Source organism: Caballeronia sp. S22 (genome assembly GCF_964261745.1).
Lineage (GTDB): Bacteria > Pseudomonadota > Gammaproteobacteria > Burkholderiales > Burkholderiaceae > Caballeronia > Caballeronia jiangsuensis.
Genome location: NZ_OZ180039.1, coordinates 1,398,721 through 1,417,356, shown reverse-complemented (window position 1 = coordinate 1,417,356; position 18,636 = coordinate 1,398,721). Strand labels below are relative to the sequence as shown.

The window sequence follows — 18,636 nt, the reverse complement described above, 5'->3', positions numbered from 1 at the left end:
CGCCTATTTTCTACCGAGCAGTTCGGCGCCCGCGCCGAGTGCCGGCCCGGCTGTCGGATCGGCGAGATCGGGCTTTTTGGCGATCAGCGTCTGGGTCGTCAGAATCAGCCCGGCGACGGATGCCGCATTGCGCACCGCGCTATACGTCACCTTCACCGGATCGATGATGCCGCGCTCCAGCAGATCGACGATCTCGCCGGTGCGCGCATCGAGTCCGACACCGCGGCCGGCCGCCGCCACCTGCGCGACGATCGCATGGCCGTCCAGTCCGCAATTCGACGCGATCGTGAAGAGCGGCTTCTCCAGCGCCCGCTTGAGCAGCAGCGCGCCCAGTTGCGCCGCGCCGCGCGTGCGTCCGATCAGGTCATCCAGTTGCGCCGATGCGCGCAGCAACGCCGTGCCCCCTCCAGGCACGATCCCCTCCGCGATCGCCGCGCGCGCCGCGTTGATCGAATCCTCGATCAGATGCAGACGGCGCTTCTGCTCGACGGGTGTCGCGCCGCCGGCGAGGATCATCGCGGTGCCACCCGAAAGCTTCGCCATCCGGACTTCGAACTTGTCGCGCTCGACGTTTTCCGGCGCCATCTCGTACTGACGCGCGACCTGCTGGCGGCGCGCCGCTACCGCCGCCGGATCGCCGCCGCCCGCGGTGATGATGGTCTGGTTGGACGATATGCGGACCTGCCGCGCGCTGCCCAGATCACGCATTTCGACGGCTTCGAGCCTGCCGCCGAGATCGCGCGCGATGACGCGCCCGCCTGTGACGATCGCGATGTCCTCCAGCATGGCCTTGCGCCAGTGGCCGTATTCGGGCGGATGAATCGCCGCGACCGCGGGCCCGCCGTTGTCGCGGCTCGCCAGCAGCGTGACGACGCACGCGGGCGCGACCTCTTCCGCGATGATCAGCAGCGGCCGCTTGCTTGCGTTCGCGAGCGCGAGCAGCGCCGTCACTTCGGCCTGGTTTTGCAGGCGCTGGTCGGTCATCAGGATGAGCGGGCTGTCGAGCACCACCTGCATGCGTTCGATATCCGTGACCATGTGATGCGAGAGATAGCCGCGATCGAACGCCATGCCGTCGACCACTTCGAGCCGCGTCTCCACGGTCGTGCCGTACTCGACATCGACGATGCCGTCCGGCCCTACGCGCTCCAGCGCCTCGGCGACGAGACCGCCGGTGAAGTCGTCGTTGGCCGCGACCACGGCGACCGCGCGCACTTCCTCCGGCCCGCGCAGCGGCGTGGCCGCGCGCCTCAGCGCGGCGATGACTTCGTTCACCGCCGCGTCGAGCCCCTGCACGAGTTCGACCGGGTTCGCGCCGTCCGCGAGACATTCGAGACCTTGCTGTACGAGCGTATCCGCGAGCACGGTGGCCGTGGTCGTGCCATCGCCGGCGACTTCATTTGTTTGCTTCGAGACTTCGCGCACGACCTGTGCGCCGATGTTCTCGAACGGATCTTCCAGCTCGATCTCGCTCGCGATGCTCACGCCGTCGCGCGAGATGATCGGCGAGCCGATCGGCCGGTCGATGATCGCGTTCATGCCTTTCGGCCCGAGCGTGGCGCTGACCGCGCGCGCGAGCTTGCCGACGCCGCGTCCGAGCGCCGCGCGCGCTTCTTCGTCATGCAGCATGATGTTGGGCATCGTGTGCTCCTGTCTCCGGTTTATGGTTGTCTCGTTCGAGCGGTCGCGGGAAAAAATGAATCGGCTGCTCCTCGACTTCGCCGTAGCGGGCCGCGAGCAGGCCACGGCAGAGCGCGCTGTTGAATTCGGCATTCACGCCCACGCGCCGCTGCGCGCGCAGATAAGCGCCGAGTGTCGCGGGATCGATGGGCGCGCTGTCGGTATCGACGAAGGCGAGTTCGTGCGTAGAGACATGACGGCGCTCGAGGTATCGCCGGATGAGACGCCCGGTTTCGGGATCGTCGCCGAGCGCGGCAAGCTCGTCCGTGGCGAGCGCAAGCAGCTTCGCCCCCTCGTGCCCTTTGGCGAGCAAATGCGACAGCAGCGCCTCCTGCCTGCGCTGGAACGCCTTGACGAGAAACGTCCGGCGCACCTCGTCGAGATCGTCGCTGGCGGCGTCTCCGAAGGCTCGCCGGAACGACAGGTTCTGCGCCATGCCGCGATTGATCTCGTCCGCGTACATGTGCTCGTCGAGCGTGAGGCCGATGCGCGTCACCCACGGCATGCCCGCGACGGCCGCGCGCATGTCCGACGCCATCAGATACGCGAAGTTCGCCGCGCACCAGTAAGTCGGCAGACGATACGCGATGTCCACGCCGCCTTCGGCATCGACCTCGACGGTGGTGACGAAGCCGAGCTCCGTCACCGACTCGTCGAGTTCCGGATCGATGACGGCTGCGAGTCGCGCCCAGACCTGCTGCGCGCGATCGCCGCTCATGCGTGCGCCACCGCAGCGCGCGGCGCCTCTTCGAGCAGCTTCTTCTGCGCGTCGATATCGATGCCGTACAGGCGCGCCGCATTCAGCCCGAGGATCTTTTTCTTCGCCTCCAGCGTCAGCTTCACGCCCGTTTCCTTGCTGACCGATTCCGGCAGCTCGAACGCCATGAACTTTTCGATCAGCCATTTGGGCGACCAGATCGCGTAATCGCTGCCGTAGAGAATGCGGTCCTCGCCGATCCAGAACAGCAGCTCCGAAATCACATGCGCGAAGTATTCGGGCCGCGTGTGGATGAACGGCAGCACGACGGCGAGCCCGCCATAGACGTTCGTTTCCTGCGTGGCGATCCAGCAGAAATCGTCGAGGCGCGGCAGCCCGCAATGCTCGACGATGAAGTTCAGTCCCTGGAAGCTCGTCGCGACATCGTCGATATCCGCGACGTCGAAGGCATCGCGGTTGAGCGGCAGAATCGTCGGGCCCTTATGCACGTGGATGTTCCTGATGCCAAGTTGCTCGCATCGCTCCAGGAAGCGATACGCGCCCGGATCGGACAGCTTGTAGCCCTTGCTGTCGCCGCGCCATTCCGCCGTATAGAGCTTCACGCCCTGAATCTTGTAAAGCTCGGCAAGCTCGTTCAGGCGCTCCAGCCCCGCTTCGCCATCGCGCGGATCGAACGCGCCGTTCACGATGAAACGGTGCGGATACTTCTTCTTCACCACGTAGTTCGCCTCGGTGGTGTTGAAGCCGTTCTTGTAGAAATCGGTGAGATAGGTCGGCTGGCAGATCGCCATGTCGTCGTAGCCGGTGACGAACAGGTCTTCATACATGACTTCTTCGCCGTACTTGTCGAACTTCTCCTTCGGCCACAGATAATCCTTCGGGCTCAGATTCTTGTGATACGCATAGAAGCAGTCGATGAACTGCTGGCCGTGCACGTTCTTCAGATTCGCCTTGCTGCCGTCCCATAGATGAACGTGCCCGTCGATGATGAAAATCTCCTCGCCGTCCTGAGTCCTGAACATGTGTGTGTCTCCGTGGGGTTGCCGGACAGCGGCGCGCGCGCGGCGCGCCGTCGCGCGTTTTCATTCGTAGGCCATCGCGTCTTCCATGTTGCCGAACAGCACGACGGTGTCGTCATCGATCATCACCATGCGGCCGTAATGCGTCGACGTCGATATCTCGAACAGATGAGGCGTCATCTCGCGGCCCAGCACTTCGCTGATTTCGCCCATCCTGAACTCGATCTTGTCCTGCCCGTCGATGCGGATCATCGCCGGCAGATACGTGACCGTGATGCCCGGCTTGCTTCCCATGAGCTCGGCGATCGCGCGGGCCTCGACGCTGTCGTTCATCGTCACGCCGCACTGATGCGAAATGGTCTGCTCGAAGCGAAGATCCTTGATCGACTTGAAGATGTTGTCGGTATGCACTGACATGAGCTGCTCCTGTTCGCGGTGGATTCAAACGAGTCTCAGGCTTCGATCGCGAGTGAAGACGGAATGCCGATTTCCTTGGCGATCAGTTCCGCACGCTCGATGGAACTGCTCAGGCAATCGGTGAATTGCGCCGCCTTCGCATGGGGAATCGACCAGATCGGCTGCAAGTGCCGGGCCGCGTCCGCGGCGAGCGCGCCGTGCTTTTCGAGCCACGCCCCGAACAGCGCGCGGTTCGCCTCGCCGTGCGCCGGATCGTTCGCGAGCATGTGGAACAGTTCGACCGCGTTGGCGAGATTGCGCTCGTAGTCGCCTTCGGCGGCGGACACGACGGTCGGCGTCACGAAGTCGTTCTGCGCGGCCGCGATCTGCATGATGAAACCGCTGCGGAACAGGTCTCCCACGAGCGGCTCGAAGACCACGTTGACGGCGAAATACTTTTCAAGGTAATCGGTCGCGCCGCCGATCGTCTCGATGGCGAGGCGCGTCGGCTGCCAGAGCGGATCTTCGAGCCAGTGCTTCTTGCCGGCATCGAGATCGAAGCCAGGCAGGTCGAGCGCGATCTCGCCGAGATACAGCGTCAGGTCCTGTGCGAAGCGCAGTTTGTACGAAGCGTTCGTCAGGATCGCGCTGTTGATCATCTGCGTGTAGCCGTAGCGTTGCGCGTGCATGGTCGCGGTGCCAAGGCCGAATTCCGCATGCTTGTAGGCGCCCAGATGCTGCTCCAGCACCTTCACCCACGCCTTGTCGAAACGCTTGACCGCGCCCGTGCGCCGCGCATTGGCGATCGCATTCGTAATCATCCCGACGATGGTCGACTGACGCTGATAATGCGTGCGCTCCCATTCCTCATCGACCGCGCGGAACGTGTGCCAGTCCGAGCTTTTCGCCGCGGTCCACGTTTCCGAGTAGGTCGGCGTGCCGTCGGCGAACTGGAGGATCCAGTCCTGAATCAGATAACGCTTCGGGTCCGGCTGCACATCGACGGTCATGTCCTCGTAATGGCTCGCCTTGCGGCCCTTCGGCTCGAAATAGTTGTACTTGCGGCTGTCCCAGCCCACGAACTGCGCCGCGCCCGCGGCGCCCGACTTGAGCGCTGCCGAATGCTCCGTCACTGTACTCATGTCGCGTCTCCTTTACTTAGCCTTGTGCACCGATGAATCGATCATCGGACCGCCTGAGTGAACTTGTCGAAGAAGAGCCGCTCCGGTTCCACGCCCGCCATCTGCAACGCGGGAATCACGGCGTCGATCATCGCCGTGGGACCGCATGCGTAGGCGTCGATGTCGCCCGCGAGCGATTCCTCGCGCAACGTACGGCTCACGACTTCATGGATGAAACCCGTCTCGCCCGTCCAGTCGTCGCCGGGTTCGGCATTCGACAACGCCGGAATGAAGCGGAAGTCCGGCAGCCGTTCGGCGAAGTCCGCGAACTCGTCGAGATAGAACAGGTCGCGGCGGGTGCGCGCGCCGTAGAAGAAGCGCACGGGCCGCTCTTCGCCGCTTTGCACGTGATCCTGCAGGATCGACCACAACGGCGACATGCCCGAACCGCCGCCGACCAGCACCATCGGGCCGGGCTGATCCTCGCGCCGAAAACACGTGCCGTAAGGGCCTTTGGCGACGAGCCGGTCGCCGGGCTTCAGGCCATCGTCGAGCAGCGAAGAGAACGCGCCGTTCGGATACTTCTTGATGATGAAGCGCAGCCGCCTTTCGCCATCGGGCGGATTGGCCATCGAGAACGAGCGCGTGATGCCCGCGGACGGCATGGTCAGATCGACGTACTGGCCGGCCCAGAAGCGCAACGGACGGCTCAGTTCGACTTCGAGCAGACGGATGTCGTGCGTGAGCGGCGCGATGCTCGTGACCGTCGCGTCGTATTCGGCTACGGGTATCGAGCGGCGCATCAGGTCTTCGTCGTAGTTCAGCAGCTCGACGGTCAGGTCGCTGTAGGCGAGCGTCCTGCACAGCAGAATATGACCCGACTCCTTTTCGTAGTCGGGCAACGCGAAGGTCGAATACTTCTTCAGCTCGACGTCGCCCTCTACGAGCAGCGACTTGCAACTGCTGCACTGCCCTTCCTTGCATCCGTGCATGACGGCGATGCCCTGCCGGAACGCCGCCTCCAGCACCGTCTCGCCCTCCGCGACGGACATCTCGACGCCGACCGGCTCGAAGCGGACCGTATGCGTCTGATTCGAATCGCTCATAGGTTTTCCCATGCTCGTCGCGGCCCGATGCGCACGAACGCAGCGGGCCGCAGGCCCGTCTCAACTGCACGGATTGATCGTGAAGCCCGCGCGATATTCCGCGATGTGCTTCTCGCGCTGCTCCGGCGTCATCTCCCGCAACAGCACGATCGGACTCTGGATGGTGTGGCCGCGAACATGATCGAGCGTCCACATGTCGCGGTTGTCGAAGCGCAGATGCGGTTGCGGCACGAGCGTCCTGCCGTCGCTGCGAACGAAGCCGAGATCCTTGATGCAATCCGCGAGATCCCAGCCGTGATAGACCTCTTCCCATTCGCGGCGGCCGCTGAAGCGGCCCATCGCGGGCGTCGGACGGCCTTCGTATTCCGACGCGAACGCGACCTTGTGCGTCCAGCGGCACAGCTCCGAGCAGTACGTGTAGAGCTTGCCGTCGACTTCATCGACGCAGAAGTCCTCGCGGATCAGACAGGGCACGAGGCAGCTCCAGCACCGATGCGGATACACATAGCCGTTCTCCTGATCGAACAGCATGTTGGTTTCGCCCGGCACGCTCTTCTTCGCATACCACTTCCAGTAGTCGCCGAACTCCGCATACCAGCCCGGATACTTATGCTCGAACCACTCGAAGTCCTTCTCGGTCTGCGCCTCGATGCGCCAGAAGTTCACCGGCCAGCCGACCGAGAAGAATTGCGCGACCTTGTGCACGTAGTTCTTCTTGACGAGGCGATCCCACGCGGCGGCGACATCGTCGTGATGAATCTTGATGCCGTACTTTTCGAGCGGCAGCATGTAGGTGCGGTAGTAATCCTCGTAGATCCACCGGTGCCACAACTCCGCATACGACTCCTTCTTCTTGTCGCGATCGGTCGTGCCGTACTCGATGAACGTGCCGATGGCCGCATCGACGATGGCGTGGTTCTGCCAGAACGCATAGCGCAGATCGCGTTCGAGCAGCAGGTGATTGTCCGGATCGTTGATGACCGACATCATCAGCGAGTGACCATTGCCGATGTGCCGGCTCTCATCCGACTGCACGGAGAGGAACACGGTCGGCAACGCATAGTCGCCGTTGCGCGCCGCTTCCGATGGCATCGCCACGAACAGCGTGTTGGTGAAGGCGGTTTCCGCGACCACCTGCAAAAACACGTTGGCGGCCGTCACGGCATCGCCCGTCAGGAAGCCTTCCGCGAACTGCCGGCCGATGGTCGTCGCGTAGCACTTGCCGAACGCGGCTTCGGTGATATCGAAGCCCGCCGGATCGATGTAATTCTCCATGTACCACTTCTTCAGGTTCATCTGGATCGTCGAGTGGCGAAACTCATCGACCATCTGCATCGTGAAGCCGGTGCGCAGTTCTTCTCCGGGCGCGAGACGGCCGAGCATCGCCATCGAGCGTGCGGCTGAGATTTCCGGAAACGGGATGATCGCGAGGAACAGCTTCATCCACTCGACCCAGCGCGGCTCGACATTGCGGAACATGTCGCCGCGCAGCGCCGCGTCGAGCGCGCCGTAGACGCGGTTGTCCTTCTCCTCCTGCATCGGGAAATACGAGCGCAGCACCTGCTTCATGGGATCGCGCGGCGCCTTGCTGATCTTGTAGTCGGTCGGGAAGGTCATCGCTTCCTGAACGTAACTGGGTGTCCAGCCGAGATCCGCGACGCGTTTGGCCGCCTCGCCGATGCTGATTCCTCGCTGGGACGTGATCTTGTTGAGCGTTAATGCATCTGACATCGAGCTCTCCTTGTCCGGTTACAGGGGGACCGGCGGCTACTCGCGCGCAGGTCCGTGATCACCAACACATGCGCCGCTTTCGTCGGCACGGCCCGATATAGAGCGACAAGCGTGCCATGCGCTTCGGGCCCATACGGCAAGGCCGCGCTCGCGATCGTGTCGTGGAACGCGACGCGTGCGTTCATACGGTGTACTAATCTGCGACATCGTTCACGGGCTGTTCGCAGGCGTGGATTCGTTCTGAACCGGCTGACCTTGCGCGATGCAGCGCGCGGCGACGATCAGCGCGCCCATCGCGAAGTCGCGGCCGAACACGCCGATCATCTCGTCGGACAGCGCGCCCAGCCGTTCGAAGAATGCTTCTTTCGTGGTTGCATCGGTCGTCATGCTCATCTCCCTGGTTCCGAGATCCGGCGCGCCGCCGCTTCCAAGTCCGCCAGCGCGGCCGTGAGACGCGCGCGTTCTTCCTCGAGCGCGCGCATCGATTCGTTCGCCTCGTGCAGCCGTTCGCGCAGCATCTCGATGTTCAGACATTGCTGCGACGTGCGCGCTTCGGGCGGACTCGCCGCCAGCGCGCCTTCCAGCTCGATCTCGACGCCCGCGACGCGGCTCTTGCTGCGCAGATGATCCGAATTGATCTGCGTCAGCGCGATCACGAGCCGCACGCGCTCCGAGATGGGCGTGACATTGCCTTGCGCCGCCATGACGCTCTCCGTTCGAGTCCAGTTGACCGGCTGCTAGGGAATGAGGACCGCGCGTCCCTTGATCCTGCCGTGATGCAGATCCTTGAGCGCCTGATTCGCGTCGCTCAGCCGGTATTCGCGCGTGGCCAGATGCACGAGCCCGCGATCCGCGAGCGCCATCAGCTCGACGAGTTCGGGATAGGTGCCGACCAGATTGCCGACGATGGTCTTTTCGCTCGTGATCATGTCGATGGTCGGAATCTCGATCTTCCCGCCATAACCGACGATGTAGTAGAAGCCCGCGTTGCGCGTCATCGCGAGACCCTTCGCGATGGCATCGCCTTCGCCGACGAAATCGATCACGGCTTCCGCGCCGTTGCCGTGCGTCAGTTCGAGCACGCGTTCCAGGTCGCCTTCGCCGCCTTGCACGGTGTGATGCACGCCGCACTCTTTCGCCAGCGCAAGCGCGGTTTCCGAACGATCGACGACGATGATCTCCGCCGCGCACAGCGCATTGAGCACCTGAATGCCGATATGCCCCAGTCCGCCCGCACCGATCACCACGGCGAACTGGCCGGGCAGCAAGTGACGCGAGGCCTTCTTCGCGGCGCGATATGCGGTGAGGCCGGCATCGGTGTAGGGCGCGACGTCCTTCGGCGCGAGCGTGGATGGCAGACGGATCAGCGAGCGTTCGCCGGTCGACAGATATTCGGCGTAACCGCCATTCGCGTTGATGCCGGGAAAGCGGCTCTCGGTCGCGTGCATGTCGTCGCCGCGCCGGCACGCGAGACAGTGGCCGCTCGTGACGAGCGGATGACAGACGACCGGATCGCCGACCTTGACGCTTTCGACGGCGCGCCCGACGGCCTCCACCCAGCCGGCGTTCTCGTGGCCCATGATGTAGGGCAGCGCGACATCGACCTTGCTGCGCCAGATTCCCTCGACGACGTGCAGGTCGGTGCGGCACACGCCTGCTCCGCCGATGCGGACGATCACGTCGGTCGGCCTGACGATGTCGGGCGTTTCGACGTCTTCATAGCGAACGAACTCGTCGCGGGACAAGGTTTCGTCGTACTCATGCAGCACGGCAGCCTTCACGTTATGTCTCCTTGGTCGTTATCGTCGAGTCAGCGCGGCGCTGCCCGCGGAGCCTCTGGAGCAAGGATTACGCCAATGAAGACCGATGCGCGCAGAACCCGGATTCCTGCACGCCTTCGCGGCAATCGGCTACACGATACGCGCATGGCTCCGGGCGGGTTGTGGGGAGAGGTGTCGCAGTTTCGGACACTTTGACGAAGCTTTGTCGTATGAGGATGTCGCAACTTGCGACGGCCAGCGCAGACGATCAGACCGACTCTTTTCGCCTCGTGCTGTCGTCCTGGTCGATCACGATGCGAGCAAACGCATGCCTGTCACGCGATATCGCGCCGCGCAGCGGCATGCCGTTGGCGCGGACCTCTTCTTCGATCTGGCGCATGCGATGTTGAAGATCGCCGCGATCATCCGCCGCTGCGTAACGAGCGTAACGGGCGCGGTGCGCAGACACGCTGTAGCGGGAAATCAGCCAGCCGACCAGGCGAGAAAAGAGTGCGGACATGATGTGCTCCTTGTCGGGTTAATTCGGCGTTTGCCGCAGCGCATATGTCGTCTCGTTTCTGAGGCTGCCTTGCATGCACCGCCGATGCAAAGCAGGTTACAACCGGTGAATTAGGCTGGAATGAGCGGGCCGGCGAGCTGACTCGAGATCCCGCCCGAGCCACTCATGCCGCTTGCGGCTCGAAAGGAAACTGCTCGATCTCGCCGCCTTGCGCCACGACTACCGTGCTCTCCGGAATCTCCTGCCACCATCCCGGCAAATCGCCGAGCGGCTCCGACAGAACCAGAAACGCATCTTCCCCGGCCATCGCGATGCGTGGATCGTCGGGATACAACTCGTGCAGATGACGGAACGACGTGTTGTGAAACAGCGAGCGCGACTCTCTTTCGCTCGAATAGCGCACCGCGACGATCTGCTCGCCGTCGGTTGCGCAGATGGTCATGTTCAGCGGATTCTCCACGCCGTGGCGGCGGCCGGTTTCCTCGACAAACGCCACCATTCGCTTGAGCGCGCTGACAGGCGCCAGTTCCAGACCGAATGTGAGCGCGAGGAAGAACAGCACTTCGGAATCGGTCGATCCTTCGATCGACGGGAATAGCTCCGGTGCGATCGCAACCATGAGATCGCGGCGCATCACCGGAAAGTTGCGCACGAGGCCGTTGTGTGCAAACAGCCACCGGCCGTGACGAAACGGATGACAGTTGGTTTCCTGCGACGGCGTACCGGTCGCCGCGCGAATATGCGCAACGAACAGCGGCGCGTGAATCGCGCGCGCGGCTTCACGCAGATTGCGATCGCTCCATGCCGGCTGGATACAGCGATAGCGAAACGGAATGTCGGTCGGATGCCCGTACCAGCCGATTCCGAAGCCATCGCCGTTGGTCGTCGTGTGGCCAAGCCGCGAATGCAGGCTTTGATCGATCAGCGAGTGCTTCGCGTTGAACAGTACGGTTTCGAGCTGAAGCGGTTTGCCGGAATAGGCGAGCCAGCGGCACATGAGATGTCTCCTGGAGAAGCGGGCCGGCATGACTTGCGCGCGCCGACGCACGGTAGCAGGAACGACGATACACGTAATCCCGCTCGACCTCGAAAACGCTGTTCGCCTGTATCACGATCAGTTCAGCGGCGCAATCACGCTCGAAAGATCGATCCTGCCGCCTTCGACGACGCGCGCCGTGATACCGCCGAATCCGCGCACCGCGTTATAGCCACCCACGCCGAACGCCTCTTCCATGCGCGAGCACGGATGACATTCCCCGCTCGCTTCCAGCACCGCGCCGCCGATACGAAAGCGCCGGTCCTTCAGCGCGTGAAGATTCAAGCCCACCGTGACGATATTGCGCCGCAAATCCAGGGGCGAAACGTCATCGAGACCGAGGTGGCTCGCTATCGCGCGCAGGCTCTCCGCCTGAATCAGCGTCACTTGCCGGTTGCCGCCCTTGCGGCTGTAGTGATCGCCTTCGAGACCGCCGTCCGCCAGCGCGAGCGCGAATTCGACCACGTCGAGCGGCTCGCGCCGCGCGCCGCGCAAGCCTATCCATACGACTTTGCCCGGCCTCACCGGAGCATTCATGAGACGTGCGAGAGGGGAATCGGGATTGAGCGGCATGGCATTAACCGTGAGTGATTCGCACGATTTTATCGGTCATGCCATGCGGTGGGTTCGAAGGGGGTTTAAAGCGGAAATGGCCTGGCGGCGGCATTGGCCGCGCGATGACCGTCACACGCTCGCTATGACCGAATATTCGTCGAACGATTCAAGAAAACGCAGCCTGATAGATCTTCGGTGTCACGCCGGTCTGCTGCTTGAAGACGCGCGTGAAGTGGGACTGATCCGCAAAGCCGGTTCGGGCGCCGACTTCTGCGATAGGCCTGCCGTCGCGCAGCATCGGCATCGCTGCACGTAAGCGTTCCTGCTGCTGAAAGGCATGGGGACTCAGTCCCGCCTCGCGCACGAAAGCGCGTAACAGCACGAACGGCGTAACGCCGAACTCCGACGCAAGCGTCGACAACGTCACCCTCGCATGAAGGTCTTCGCGCAAGCGACGCCTTATTGCACGTACCAGAGCAGGCTCGCTTCGCACTGAGGGCAGGTCACCGGAGCGCCCAGGCTGGCGCGCGTACAAGCCGACGATAGCGCAGGCCAGCGCCTCGCTGCGCTTGAAAGGATCGTCGTTTTTCTCGGAACACCAGTTCACGCCGTAGAGGTGCCGCGACAACGCATTGTCGACGACAAACGGGTTCTCCAGCTCGAATCGCTCGCGCCGTGGAATGCCAAGCCGGTCACAGTAGGCGGCCAGTTCCGCAGGCTGCACGTGTTCGACGCGCATCTTCCATTGGCCGTCACCGGCGGCGGCGCCTGAATGCACCACGTCGGCATCGATGACGATGACATCACCGCGCCGACATATGCGTCGCTGTCCCCGAACCTCGACCGCCAATTCCCCGCTGGTAATGACGGCGAGGCAATGCGTATCGTGCGCGTGCGGCGGATACCGGTGACCGACGAACTGGCCCTTCAGCATGACGGCGTCCATGACGTCGGGCGCGCGCCAGACCTTGACCGAACGAATCGCCGATGCAGCTTTCATGATGAAACCGTCCGTGGAAGTGCTCTGAACACGTCATCATAATCCTGGAGCAGCGGCATCGCGATGCGCGGTCGCGTGTCGTGGCTATCGATGAAGCCGCGCCAGCGCGTCAATGTGTCGGCCCGCTCGGCGTCCGAGCAATAGGGAACGTGCCAGGCGAAGAACGGCTCGACCACTTCATAGCCCACATATCCCAGCGTGCCTTGCAGCAGATGACGCAGCATGCCGCTCGCCAGTTCGCCATGAATGCCTTGCGCGCCGAACATGTGCTCCCGGCCACCCAATGTCACGCCGATCACGGCGCGCTTGCCGACCATGCCGCCGCGACCGTAGATGCGCTTGCCGCCATACATCGCGCCCGACAGAAAGCAGCGGTCGATCCAGCCCTTGATGAGCGCAGGCACCGAGAACCAGTAAAGCGGAAACACCAGCATGAGCGTGTCGCTGGCCAGCAACGCCTCGACCTCTCGCCGCACGTCGGGTGCAAGCGCATCGTGCTCGAGCGCGTGCCGTTGCTCCAGTGCATAGACCAGATAGTCGTTGTTGGCGCGCTCGGTGAACTCGCTGGCGCGAACCACGGGATCAAAGTTGAGCGCATACAGGTCAGAGAAGCTCACATCGTGGCCGCGTAACTTCAGTACGCGTTCGGCTTCGCGGGCCATTGCTGAACAGAACGAGTGCGGCTCGGGGTGAGCGTGAACAAGGTGGACTTTAGCCATGAGGAATCGATCTCCAGATGCACGCCGGAATGAAGGCATTGAGAGGGAAGAACTCCCGCTCGATCGCCTCTCGCGCCGATAACGTAGCGCCTTCCAGAATCAAACGCCGCGTGGTCTGCAAAGCACCCGGCGGTTTAGCGGCGAGGCGCTGGGCGTATTCGTTTGCAACGGCGCGCACGTCCGCGTCAGGTACTACGCGGGACACAAATCCGTGCCGCAAGGCTTCCGATGCCGTTACCGCGCGGCCGCTCATCAGCCAGTCGCGTGCCGCGAGATCGCCTACCCTGCGAGCCAGCAACGCAGTCGCTCCCGCTTCGGGCACGATACCGAGATCGGAAAACGGAAACCGGAAGGTCGCGCTTTCGCCGGCGGCCACCCAGTCCGCGTGTAACAGCATCGTGGCGCCGAATCCAACAGCCGCGCCATTGACAGCGGCAATCAGCGGCTTGGGCTGCTCGGCGAACGCCACGATGCATCGCCGGATCGCACCGTCTTCGGCTTGCGGCCACAGTGTATGGAACGCAGCGGTGTCGTGCCCCGCGCAGAAGCTCTCGCCGGTTCCTTGCAGAAGCACGCAGTGCACGCGTTCGTCGCCCTGTGCGAGGCGCAGCGAGTTCGCCAGCGCATCGAACATCAGACCGTCGAGCGCGTTTCGCTTGTCGGGGCGGTTCAAACTGACCGACCAGATCTGACCGATGCGCTCCGATGTAATCCGCGCTTCCATCATGCAAACAGCGAAAAACCGCCGACCAGTTTGCTGACACGGTTCCTCGGGCCGACCAGTCCGACCGCCAGATATTGAAGCGATTCGCCGGCGTGCGCCTCGACGGCTTCGAGGAACATGGCGTAATCCGTGGTGGCCTGCCCTTGCACGGGAAAGTCCACAACGTCACACTGGGCGAGCGATTTCTTGCGAAGCTCGCTCAGTTGAAGAGCGGTTGCCTTCAATACCGGAATGCCGATGGGAATGAGGCCCGGATGCGCCGTGCCGTCCCGCTCGACCAAAGGCGCACCGACGAGACGGCTGTGGCGCTGGCCCAGGGTGAACGCGACGACTGCCGCAGCGTTCGATGCCTTGCCCGGCGGCAACGCTTCATCGACGACGATCACACAACGCTCCAGCTTTGGCGGCACTTTCTGCGCGTCCGCCTCGATTGCTTCGGTATGCAACAGCAATGTCTCTCTCCTGAAAATCGACCTTAGAGAGCATGCTAGGCATTCCATTGCCAAAAGTATTGGACGATTTTGCAGCGAACCGGGCCTATCGAGTCGAGGTCGGCGCGGACCGGCGCAGCGCGCACACAGCCGGATCAGCCTCTGCCGACGAACGGCATCTTTGTCGCCATGATCGTATGGAACAACACGTTGGCATCGGGCGGCAAACTCGCAAGATACGCGACCGAGCGCCCGACTATCGCCGCGTCGATCAGCGGCTCGGCTGCGAGCTCGCCGTTCGCTTGCGGCACGCCGCGCGCCATCGCCGATGCCAGCGCGCTGTGCGCATTGCCGACATCGATCTGGCCGACGGCAATGTCATGCGCGCGGCCGTCGAGCGACGCGCAGCGCGTGAGGCCCGTGACGGCATGCTTGGTCGCCGTGTAGGCCGTCGAATTGGGCCGCGGCGCCCAGGCCGACAGCGAACCGTTGTTGATAATGCGGCCGCCGCGCGGCGTCTGCGCCGACATGATCCGGAACGCGCGCTGCAGGCAAAAGAACATGCCGTTGAGGTTCACGTCGACGACCCCGCGCCATTGCTCCGCTGTCCACGCATCGAACGGTCCGGGCGGATTGCCGACGCCCGCATTGTTGAACAGCAGGTCGAGCCGGCCGAAATGCGCGACGACGGCATCGAACGACGAAGCCACCGCCGTCGCATCCGACACGTCGCACGATAGCGCGAGCGCGCGGCCCGCGAACTCGGGGTCATGCGCGATCTCGAAGAGCGGCTCGCGCCGCCTGCCGAGCAGCGCGATGGACCAGCCGTCGCGCAGCAATTCGATTGCAGCCGCACGGCCGATGCCCGAGCCCGCGCCCGTCACGATGCCCACGCGCGGCCCCTGCGCGCTGTCCAGTCGATTCATGCGCGCTCCGTCAATGGTTGTCACGCGCTTCGCCGCGCGCCTCGACGATGTTCAGAAAGAGCGTCGCCGGTTCGAGACACGCGCCGCTGCCCTGCTGCCCCACCATGCTTCGATAGATGGCTTCCCACGGCGTCTGGTTCGCGAGTTCGGGCCGCCTCCATGCGGCACGTCGCGCGGCGAGTTCATCGGCGGATACGAGCAGATCGACACGCCGCGCGCCGAGATCGATACGCAGGCGATCGCCGGTCCTGAGCAGCGCAAGCCCGCCGCCTACCGCACTTTCCGGCGACACGTTCAGAATCGACGGACTGCCCGACGTCCCGCTCTGACGGCCATCGCCCATGGTCGGAAGCGTGTCGATGCCGCGCCGGATCAGCGCGGCGGGCGGCTGCATGTTGACCACTTCCGCGCCGCCCGGATAACCCACCGGGCCGCAATTGCGCATGACCAGGATCGAGTGTTCGTCGATGTCGAGCGCAGGATCGTCGATGCGCGCGTGATAGTCCTCCGGGCCTTCGAAAACGACTGCCTTCACCTCGAACGCGTCCGGATCGGCGGCGTTCGAGAGAAAGCGCTCGCGAAAGCGCGCGTCGATCACGCTGACTTTCATCACGGCGTTATCGAACAGATTGCCGCGCAGCACGACGTGACCGCCTGCCGCCTTCAGCGGTGTATCGAAGGCGCGAATCACTTCGCGGTCGGGTTCCAAGATATCGGCGAGGTTCTCCGCGAGCGTGCGTCCCGTCACGGTCATCGCATTGCGATGAAGCCGGCCCGCGTGCAGCAGCTCGCGCATCACGCCAGGCACGCCCCCGGCGCGATGGAACGCCTCGCCGAGAAAGCGCCCGGCCGGCTGGCAATCGACCAGCAACGGAATCTGCGCGCCTACGCGTTGCCGGTCGTCGAGCGTATGGTCCACGCCGATGTGACGCGCAATCGCGATCATATGGATCGGGCAATTCGACGACGCGCCGATGGCAGCCGCCACCGCCACCGCGTTCTCGAACGCCTCGTGCGTCATGATCTCCGATGGCCGCAGGTTCTCCGCGATCATCGGCACGATGCGCCTGCCCGTCTCGTAGGCGAACCAGCCGCGCTCGCGGTACGGCGCGGGCACCGATGCGCAACCGGGCAGCGACATGCCGAGCGCCTCGGCGAGCGCGTTCATCGAAAGCGCGGTGCCCATCGAATTGCAATGCCCGGCGGATGGCGCGGACGAAGCCACTTTCTCCATGAACGTGTCGTAGTCGATCTGCCCGGTCGCGAGTTCCTTGCGCGCCTCCCACACGACCGTGCCCGAGCCCGCCAGCTTGCCGCGATGCCAGCCGTCGAGCATCGGCCCGCCCGACAGCACGATCGACGGAATGTTGACCGTCGCCGCCGCCATCAGGCAGGCGGGCGTGGTCTTGTCGCAACCGGCCGTGAGCACGACGCCATCGAGCGGATAACCGTGCAGCACTTCGACGAGACCGAGATACGCGAGATTGCGGTCCAGCGCGGCCGTCGGACGCTTGCCGGTTTCCTGGATCGGATGCACGGGAAACTCGAGCGGAATGCCGCCCGCGTCGCGAATGCCGTCGCGCACGCGCTTCGCCAGTTCGAGATGGTGCCGGTTGCACGGCGCGAGATCCGAGCCGGTCTGCGCAATGCCCACGATCGGCTTGCCCGACTGCAACTCCTCGCGCGTGATGCCGAAGTTCATGTAGCGCTCGAGGTAGAGCGCGGTCATGCCGGGATTCGACGGGTCGTCGAACCAGCGGCGGCTGCGCAGACGCTTCGTTTTGGCCGGTGACTGAGCGGAATTCAACGATGTCTCCATGAATGATCTAGCGTGCGCGCAACAGCGCTTCATGACGATCGACGAACGACGCCACCGCTTGCGCGAAGCGCTCGAGATCGCCTTCGTCGTGCGCGAGCGTCAGCACGATGAAGCCGCGCCGTGCGACATAGCAGCCGCGCTCCAGCATGTGAAAGAAGAACAGGTCCTTGAGCGGCGACTCGCCTTCGATGAAGTCATCCACCGAATGGATCGGATGCACGCCGGCATGCAGATTCATCAACGATCCGATACCCGTGAACTGCATCGCCACGCCGCGCTCTCGACATAGCCCGTTCAATCGCGCGCGCAGCCGCTCGCCCTTTTCGCTGAGCGCGGCGGCAGCGCCCGGCGTATAGAGCCGCGACAGGCCCGCGTGACCCGCCGACATCGACAGCACGTTGTTGTTGAAGGTGCCCGCGTGCGGCGTCGCGCCGGGCCTGCGCGGATCGAATTGCGCCATCACGTCCGCCCGGCCGCCGAATGCGCCGAACGACATGCCGCCGCCGATGTACTTGCCGAACGTCGTGAGGTCGGGCCTGATCCCGAGCAGCGCCTGCCGCCCGCCGCCCGACAGCCGCGAGGTCACGACTTCATCGAAGATCAGCAGCGCGCCGTGACGCTGCGTCAGATCGCGCAGGCCGTCGAGAAAGGCCGGTTCGCCGACGATGCATCCGCCCGCGACCTGCATCGGTTCGACGATGACGGCGGCGATTTCGTCGCCATGCGCGGCAAAGATCCGCTGCGCGCCGGCCAGATCGTTGTACGACGCGACGATGAACTCGTGGGGCACGTTCACGGGACTGTTGCCGCCGCCGAAGGTCAGCACGCCGCCGTGATATCCGCCCGTGAACGCGACGACTTTCCTGCGCCCCGTGAAGATGAGCGATGCAGCGATGGCCATCAGGTTCGACTCGGTTCCCGAGTTGGTGAAGCGCAAGGACTCGACCGATTCGAAGCGTTCGCGCAACAGGCGCGCGAGCGGCACTTCCAGCGTGTTGTGACCCGTCAGATTCAGGCCGTTGTCGAGTGCTTCCACGATCGCCGCGCGTATCACGGGATGGCTGTGGCCGTACATCGCCGTCGTGTATTCGGCGAGGAAATCGGTATAGGCGTGGCCGTCAAGATCCCACAGGCGCTTGCCTTCGCCGCGCGCGATCGTCAGCGGGAACGGCGCATAGAACAGCACCGAGCGCGTGTTGCCGCCGGGCATGACAGCAAGCGCATCGAGATGGGCGGCGGCGCTCTTCGGGTTCGACTCCGCGAAGACGCCGGCGGCGCGCTCCGCGGCACGGCCGAGACCTTTTACGTCGAGTTGTGGCGATACTGCGTTTTCAGTGGACATACGCTTCCTGGATTGTTCGAAGTTCGTTCATGA

At 63.8% G+C, this 18,636-nt stretch carries 20 protein-coding genes; all 20 read right to left on the bottom strand.

The window, feature by feature from the left end; genetic code table 11:
• Nucleotides 1–3: 3 nt before the first annotated feature.
• Entirely contained in the window at nucleotides 4–1,641 is a 1,638-nt protein-coding gene (locus ACEN42_RS38095) for a molecular chaperone GroEL (protein ID WP_250487388.1), read from the bottom strand.
• A complete protein-coding gene (locus tag ACEN42_RS38090; RefSeq protein ID WP_371882693.1) occupies nucleotides 1,619–2,398 on the bottom strand; it encodes an iron-sulfur cluster assembly protein in 780 nt (259 codons plus the stop codon). The genes ACEN42_RS38095 and ACEN42_RS38090 overlap by 23 nt, the downstream gene beginning before the upstream one ends.
• Nucleotides 2,395–3,420, bottom strand: a complete 1,026-nt coding sequence (locus tag ACEN42_RS38085) for an amidohydrolase family protein (protein ID WP_035498106.1) — start codon at nucleotides 3,418–3,420, stop codon at nucleotides 2,395–2,397. The genes ACEN42_RS38090 and ACEN42_RS38085 overlap by 4 nt, the downstream gene beginning before the upstream one ends.
• Nucleotides 3,421–3,480: 60 nt before the next feature.
• The gene (locus tag ACEN42_RS38080; protein ID WP_106854180.1) at nucleotides 3,481–3,834 is read right to left on the bottom strand and encodes an MmoB/DmpM family protein; all 354 of its coding nucleotides are present in this window, start codon (nucleotides 3,832–3,834) and stop codon (nucleotides 3,481–3,483) included.
• A 35-nt stretch (nucleotides 3,835–3,869) separates the two neighbouring features.
• Nucleotides 3,870–4,955, bottom strand: a complete 1,086-nt coding sequence (locus ACEN42_RS38075) for an aromatic/alkene monooxygenase hydroxylase subunit beta (protein ID WP_371882692.1) — start codon at nucleotides 4,953–4,955, stop codon at nucleotides 3,870–3,872.
• Between the two features lie 41 nt (nucleotides 4,956–4,996).
• On the bottom strand, nucleotides 4,997–6,040 hold the full coding sequence (locus ACEN42_RS38070) for an NADH:ubiquinone reductase (Na(+)-transporting) subunit F (protein ID WP_371882691.1): 1,044 nt from the start codon (nucleotides 6,038–6,040) through the stop codon (nucleotides 4,997–4,999).
• A gap of 60 nt (nucleotides 6,041–6,100) precedes the next feature.
• The gene (locus ACEN42_RS38065) at nucleotides 6,101–7,771 is read right to left on the bottom strand and encodes an aromatic/alkene/methane monooxygenase hydroxylase/oxygenase subunit alpha (protein WP_187603488.1); all 1,671 of its coding nucleotides are present in this window, start codon (nucleotides 7,769–7,771) and stop codon (nucleotides 6,101–6,103) included.
• Nucleotides 7,772–7,981: 210 nt separating this feature from the next.
• Nucleotides 7,982–8,158 (bottom strand): hypothetical protein, encoded by a 177-nt coding sequence (locus tag ACEN42_RS38060; RefSeq protein WP_187603489.1) that lies wholly within the window; start codon nucleotides 8,156–8,158, stop codon nucleotides 7,982–7,984.
• Between the two features lie 2 nt (nucleotides 8,159–8,160).
• Nucleotides 8,161–8,475 (bottom strand): hypothetical protein, encoded by a 315-nt coding sequence (locus ACEN42_RS38055; protein ID WP_250487381.1) that lies wholly within the window; start codon nucleotides 8,473–8,475, stop codon nucleotides 8,161–8,163.
• Nucleotides 8,476–8,508: 33 nt separating this feature from the next.
• On the bottom strand, nucleotides 8,509–9,552 hold the full coding sequence (locus tag ACEN42_RS38050) for an NAD(P)-dependent alcohol dehydrogenase (protein ID WP_371882690.1): 1,044 nt from the start codon (nucleotides 9,550–9,552) through the stop codon (nucleotides 8,509–8,511).
• Between the two features lie 247 nt (nucleotides 9,553–9,799).
• On the bottom strand, nucleotides 9,800–10,051 hold the full coding sequence (locus ACEN42_RS38045) for a hypothetical protein (RefSeq protein ID WP_371882689.1): 252 nt from the start codon (nucleotides 10,049–10,051) through the stop codon (nucleotides 9,800–9,802).
• A 163-nt stretch (nucleotides 10,052–10,214) separates the two neighbouring features.
• Entirely contained in the window at nucleotides 10,215–11,048 is an 834-nt protein-coding gene (locus ACEN42_RS38040) for a class II glutamine amidotransferase (RefSeq protein ID WP_187603492.1), read from the bottom strand.
• A gap of 117 nt (nucleotides 11,049–11,165) precedes the next feature.
• Nucleotides 11,166–11,660, bottom strand: coding sequence for an MOSC domain-containing protein (locus tag ACEN42_RS38035; RefSeq protein ID WP_371882688.1), 495 nt, complete (start codon nucleotides 11,658–11,660; stop codon nucleotides 11,166–11,168).
• A gap of 148 nt (nucleotides 11,661–11,808) precedes the next feature.
• The gene (locus ACEN42_RS38030; RefSeq protein ID WP_371882687.1) at nucleotides 11,809–12,642 is read right to left on the bottom strand and encodes an AraC family transcriptional regulator; all 834 of its coding nucleotides are present in this window, start codon (nucleotides 12,640–12,642) and stop codon (nucleotides 11,809–11,811) included.
• Nucleotides 12,639–13,361: an NAD(P)H-dependent oxidoreductase gene (locus tag ACEN42_RS38025; protein ID WP_371882686.1), complete on the bottom strand. Its 723-nt coding sequence runs from the start codon at nucleotides 13,359–13,361 to the stop codon at nucleotides 12,639–12,641. Before ACEN42_RS38025 ends, ACEN42_RS38030 begins: the two co-directional genes overlap by 4 nt.
• A complete protein-coding gene (locus ACEN42_RS38020; protein ID WP_371882685.1) occupies nucleotides 13,354–14,088 on the bottom strand; it encodes an enoyl-CoA hydratase/isomerase family protein in 735 nt (244 codons plus the stop codon). The genes ACEN42_RS38025 and ACEN42_RS38020 overlap by 8 nt, the downstream gene beginning before the upstream one ends.
• Nucleotides 14,085–14,531, bottom strand: coding sequence for a DUF2000 domain-containing protein (locus ACEN42_RS38015; RefSeq protein ID WP_371883205.1), 447 nt, complete (start codon nucleotides 14,529–14,531; stop codon nucleotides 14,085–14,087). Before ACEN42_RS38015 ends, ACEN42_RS38020 begins: the two co-directional genes overlap by 4 nt.
• 140 nt (nucleotides 14,532–14,671) lie before the next feature.
• Nucleotides 14,672–15,442, bottom strand: coding sequence for an SDR family oxidoreductase (locus ACEN42_RS38010; RefSeq protein ID WP_371882684.1), 771 nt, complete (start codon nucleotides 15,440–15,442; stop codon nucleotides 14,672–14,674).
• Nucleotides 15,443–15,452: 10 nt separating this feature from the next.
• The gene (locus ACEN42_RS38005) at nucleotides 15,453–17,261 is read right to left on the bottom strand and encodes an IlvD/Edd family dehydratase (protein WP_371882683.1); all 1,809 of its coding nucleotides are present in this window, start codon (nucleotides 17,259–17,261) and stop codon (nucleotides 15,453–15,455) included.
• A gap of 7 nt (nucleotides 17,262–17,268) precedes the next feature.
• Nucleotides 17,269–18,603: an aspartate aminotransferase family protein gene (locus ACEN42_RS38000; RefSeq protein WP_371882682.1), complete on the bottom strand. Its 1,335-nt coding sequence runs from the start codon at nucleotides 18,601–18,603 to the stop codon at nucleotides 17,269–17,271.
• Nucleotides 18,604–18,636 lie beyond the last annotated feature (33 nt).